This window comes from Actinotalea sp. C106 (assembly GCF_023630195.1).
Classification (GTDB): Bacteria; Actinomycetota; Actinomycetes; order Actinomycetales; family Cellulomonadaceae; genus Actinotalea.
In genome coordinates, this window is sequence record NZ_JALPKN010000274.1 from 1 (window position 1) to 4,124 (window position 4,124).

Genomic DNA, 4,124 nt, shown 5'->3' on the forward strand with positions numbered 1-4,124 from the left:
CTTGGCGCGGGCGGGGCGAGGGCCTGCGGTTGCGGCGCCGGGCCCGGAGGCGGACGAGGAGGGCGGGTCGGCGGACTGGGTCCTCGTCCTGGCCTGCGACGTCCCGCGCGCCCGGGAGATCGTCCCGGCTCTGCTCGAGGCCGCGCGTACCGCGGACGCCGAGGTCGACGTCGTCTGCGTGGTGGACGACGGGGGGCGCCGGCAGTCCCTGGTCGCCCTGCACCGCCGGGCACGGCTGCGGTCCGCGGTCGCACGGCTGCGCCGGTCCGGTGGTCTGGACGGGGTCGCCGTCCGCCGGCTCATGACGGACCTGGTGACCCTCACCGTCCCCGACCCCGACCATGCCGGGCGCGACGCCGACACCTGGGAAGATGTCCGGACCCTGGAGGACGAGATCACCCGGAGGAACGTATGAGCGACAGCCCCGCCCTCGGCAGCGAGCTGCACCGGTGGATCGCGACGACCGGCGAGGAGCTCGGCGTCGACCCGGACGCCGTCGCCGTGGACGAGCTGCTCGACCTCGCGCGCGACGTCGCGCACGGGGTGGCGCGGCCGGCGGCCCCGCTGACCACCTTCCTCGTGGGATACGCCGTGGGCGCGTCCTCGGGGGACCGTGCCGCCCTCGACGACGTGCTCGCGCTGGCCGTTGCGCTGGTCGAGAGCTGGGGGACCGAGGAGGCAGGTCGGTGAGCATGGTGACGGTCCGGTACTTCGCCGGCGCGGCGGAGGCGGCCGGGCGAGCCAGTGAGCAGGTCGCGTCGGGGACGACCGCAGGCCTGCGCCGGGAGCTGGTGACCATCCACGGTCAACGGCTCGAGGCGGTCCTGGGGCGCTGCTCGCTGCTCAGCGCGGGTCGGCGGCTCTCCGACGAGGACGAGGTCCTCCCCGGTGCGACGGTGGACGTGCTGCCGCCCTTCGCGGGCGGCTGAGCCCGCGCGAGGGCCAGCGGGCGGCTGAGCCTGCGCGAGGGGCTGCGGGCGGCTGAGCCCCCGCGGCGTCTGCGGCTTAGCCGCCGATCGCGCTCATCGGGCGGTCGGGCTGCAGGAACCCGGGGTCGTCGATGCCGTGACCGGCCTTCTTGCCGGCCAGGGTGGTACGGAAGGCTTCGGCGAGGGCGTCGTCGTCCGCGCCCTCGCGCAGCAGGGTGCGCAGGTCGGTCTCGGTGCGGGCGAAGAGGCAGGAGCGCAGCTGGCCGTCGGCCGTCAGCCGTACCCGGTCGCACGCGCCGCAGAAGGGCGCGGTGACCGAGGCGATGACGCCGACGGTGGCCGGCCCGCCGTCGACGTACCAGCGTTCGGCGGGGGCCGAGCCGCGTCCGGGCACCTCGGTCAGGGTGAACGCGCCGCGCAGACGCTCGAGGATCTCGGCCTGGGTGACCATGGCGGTGCGGTCCCAGGTGTGACCGGCGTCGAGGGGCATCTGCTCGATGAAGCGCATCTCGTAGCCGCGGTCGACGGCGAAGCGGGTCAGGGCGACGACCTCGTCGTCGTTGACGTCGCGCATCGCCACCGCGTTGATCTTGATCGGTGCCATGCCGACCGCGTCGGCGGCGGCGATGCCGGCCAGGGTGTCGGGGAGGCGGTCCCGGCGGGTGAGGGTCGCGAAGCGTTCCCGGTCGAGGGTGTCGAGGCTGACGTTGACCCGGGCGAGCCCGGCGTCGCGCAGCGGGCCGGCGAGGGCGGGCAGGCGCAGGGCGTTGGTGGTGAGCGAGACCTCGACCGGGCCGTCGCGCCCCTCCAGGGCCGCGATCCGCCGCACGACGTCGACCACGTCGGGTCGTAGCAGCGGCTCGCCACCGGTGAGCCGCACCTCGGTGACGCCGAGGCCGACGGCGACGCGGGTGATCCGTTCGATCTCCTCGGTGCTGAGCAGCGTCGGACCGGGAAGCCACGGCACCCCCTCGGCGGGCATGCAGTACGTGCACCTCAGCGAGCAGCGGTCCGTCAACGAGATGCGCAGGTCGCGGTGCGCCCTGCCGAACGTGTCCACGAGCTCGGTCATGCGTCGTCCCCCTCGGTTCTCACAGGCCCACCCAGAGGTGGCTGCCGTCGCGCAGCACCTCACGCTTCCACACGGGCAGCTCGGCCTTGACCACCTCGATGAGCTCGGCGCACCCGTCCAGGGCCGGGGCGCGGTGCGCGGCAGAGACCGCGACGACCACGGCCGGCTCGCCCACCGTGAGCAGACCGGTGCGGTGGCTCACCGCGATCCCGAGGACCTCGTGCCGTTGCGCCACCTGCTCGGCGAGCTCCTGCAGCACGGCCCCGGCGTCGGGGTGGGCGGAGTACTCGAGCGCCGTGACCTCGCCCTGGACGGCGGGGTCGTGGTCCCGCACCTGTCCGAGGAACGTCGAGACCGCTCCGGCGCGCGGGTCCTGGACGGCACTGACGTGCGCGGCCAGGTCCAGGGGGTCGGCGCTCAGCGCGGCGCGGCGCACGGCGGAGCTCATCGGTGGTCGCCGCCGGTGAGCTGGTCGAGCACGTGCGGGGCGAGCGGCAGCACGGTCTGCAGCCCGTGCTCGACGCCGCCGGGGGAGCCGGGGAGGTTGACCACCAGGGCGCCTGCCCTGGTCACGCCGGCGAGCCCGCGGGAGAGGACGGCGGTGGGGACCTGCTCGGCGGCGGTACGGCGCAGGGCCTCGGCGAGGCCGGGCAGCTCGCGGTCGAGCACGGGCCGGGTCCCCTCAGGTGTCAGGTCGCGCGGGTTGACCCCCGTCCCGCCGCTGGTCACGACCAGCCTTGCCCCGAGGTCGAGGGCTGAGCGCAGGGCTGCCTCGACCGGCTCGGCCCCGTCGGGGACCACGGTGGGCGGGTCGCACCGGTAGCCGGCGGCGAGCAGCAGCTGGACGGCGAGCGGGCCGGAGCGGTCGGTGGCCTCGCCGCGAGCACACCGGTCAGACGCCACGACCACGGCAGCGAGCACAGGGCGGTCTCTCGCCGAGGGTGGGTGGTGCGCGGTCATCGAGCCACCGTACCGACCGAAGGTCCCAGATCTCTCCGGTGGTCGCCGTGAATAATGCGGGACATGGTCGACCGAGCGGTCAGCGCGCACCGAGCACTGGCCTCCGAGAGCCGGATGGCGATCCTGCACGTGCTCCAGCAGCACGCGGAACCGCTGCCTCTCGGCGAGGTCGCGACCACCGTCGGGCTGCACCCCAACACGGTGCGTGAGCACCTCGACCGGCTCGCGGCCGCGGGGTTCGTGGCGAGCGCGCCCGAGGTGCGCCACCGGCGCGGCCGACCACGCCTGCTCTACCGGGCGGTCGAGCGGCCGGCGGACGCGACCACGGACGAACGTGCTCGGGACGAGCTGGTTCGGATGCTGCTCTCCGGGTACGGGCGTCCCATGGACTCGCCCCGTGCGGAGGCTGAGGGGGTGGGGTGCGCCTGGGGCTCGACGATGAACGGCCTGGCGGTGACGACGGACCCGGAGCCCGGTGCCGACGCCGGGCCGGACGTACCCGCTGCCGCCGCGTCGCGCCTCCGGCAGCTGGCGGCCCTCGAGCGGCACTTCGAGGACCTGGGTTTCGCACCCGAGGCCGAGCCCGAGCAGCTGCTCCTCCACCTGCGCCGGTGCCCGGTCGCCGACCTGGCCCGCGAGCGCCCCGAGGTCGTGTGCAGCGTGCACCTGGGGGTCGCCCGTGGCGTCCTGGGCCGCCAGGGTGGCCCGCTCGTGGCGGACCGGCTCGAACCGTTCGTGGGCCCGCAGCACTGCGTCCTGCACCTCGCCGAGGTCTGAGGGACGTCGCGGGGTGGCCGGCCGCTCGTGACCACGGTCACCCGGCCGGCAGCACCTCGACCACGCCCGTGTACATGCCCATCGCGCACGAGTAGTGCAGCGGCCCGGTCTCGCCGGGGGTGAAGGTCACGACGTTGGTGCCGGGCTCGAGGAGCATGACCTCCTCGACGCCCATGCCCGGGGCGTACAGGGCGCTCGCGCAGCTCGCCGTCGTCGAGTCGATCTCCCACCGCACCTCGAGACCGGCCCGGACGGTGGCGTGGGCCGGCTCGTACCCGTCGACCACCTGCGCGGTGCGGAGCACCTGCACGTCGTCCTCGAGCGTCGCGGCGACCGGCGCCGGGGCGGCCCCCGCGTCGCCCGGCCCCGCAGCAGGGACGGCGACC

The 4,124-nt window shown here is 75.3% G+C and carries 7 protein-coding genes and 1 pseudogene; 4 read left to right on the forward strand and 4 right to left on the reverse strand.

The genetic code is table 11. The annotated features are described in order from the left end of the window. The 3 genes from L0B03_RS14740 to L0B03_RS14750 all read left to right on the forward strand — a co-directional run. On the forward strand, window positions 1-415 hold a 415-nt coding region (locus L0B03_RS14740; protein WP_250447119.1), incomplete at its 5' end, for a molybdenum cofactor guanylyltransferase. After that, window positions 412-690, forward strand: coding sequence for a DUF6457 domain-containing protein (locus tag L0B03_RS14745; RefSeq protein ID WP_250447122.1), 279 nt, complete (start codon window positions 412-414; stop codon window positions 688-690). The genes L0B03_RS14740 and L0B03_RS14745, both read left to right, overlap by 4 nt. Window positions 691-692: 2 nt before the next feature. Continuing rightward, window positions 693-929 carry a MoaD/ThiS family protein gene (locus L0B03_RS14750; protein ID WP_250447133.1) on the forward strand — a complete coding sequence of 79 codons (237 nt, stop codon included), beginning with the start codon at window positions 693-695 and terminating at the stop codon, window positions 927-929. Between the two features lie 76 nt (window positions 930-1,005). Here L0B03_RS14750 and moaA read toward each other — a convergent pair whose 3' ends face one another. The 3 genes from moaA to L0B03_RS14765 are packed head-to-tail and all read right to left on the reverse strand — an operon-like array spanning window position 1,006 to window position 2,961. Further along, window positions 1,006-2,001, reverse strand: a complete 996-nt coding sequence (gene moaA / locus L0B03_RS14755; protein WP_250447124.1) for a GTP 3',8-cyclase MoaA — start codon at window positions 1,999-2,001, stop codon at window positions 1,006-1,008. A 19-nt stretch (window positions 2,002-2,020) separates the two neighbouring features. Then, window positions 2,021-2,449, reverse strand: coding sequence for a molybdenum cofactor biosynthesis protein MoaE (locus L0B03_RS14760; protein WP_250447126.1), 429 nt, complete (start codon window positions 2,447-2,449; stop codon window positions 2,021-2,023). After that, window positions 2,446-2,961: a molybdenum cofactor biosynthesis protein B gene (locus tag L0B03_RS14765; protein WP_250447128.1), complete on the reverse strand. Its 516-nt coding sequence runs from the start codon at window positions 2,959-2,961 to the stop codon at window positions 2,446-2,448. Before L0B03_RS14765 ends, L0B03_RS14760 begins: the two co-directional genes overlap by 4 nt. A gap of 63 nt (window positions 2,962-3,024) precedes the next feature. Here L0B03_RS14765 and L0B03_RS14770 point away from each other — a divergent pair, with 63 nt between their 5' ends. Next, on the forward strand, window positions 3,025-3,738 hold the full coding sequence (locus L0B03_RS14770) for a metalloregulator ArsR/SmtB family transcription factor (RefSeq protein WP_250447130.1): 714 nt from the start codon (window positions 3,025-3,027) through the stop codon (window positions 3,736-3,738). A gap of 37 nt (window positions 3,739-3,775) precedes the next feature. Here L0B03_RS14770 and L0B03_RS14775 read toward each other — a convergent pair. Next, a pseudogene (locus tag L0B03_RS14775) lies at window positions 3,776-4,124 on the reverse strand (cupredoxin domain-containing protein); the annotation flags it as partial.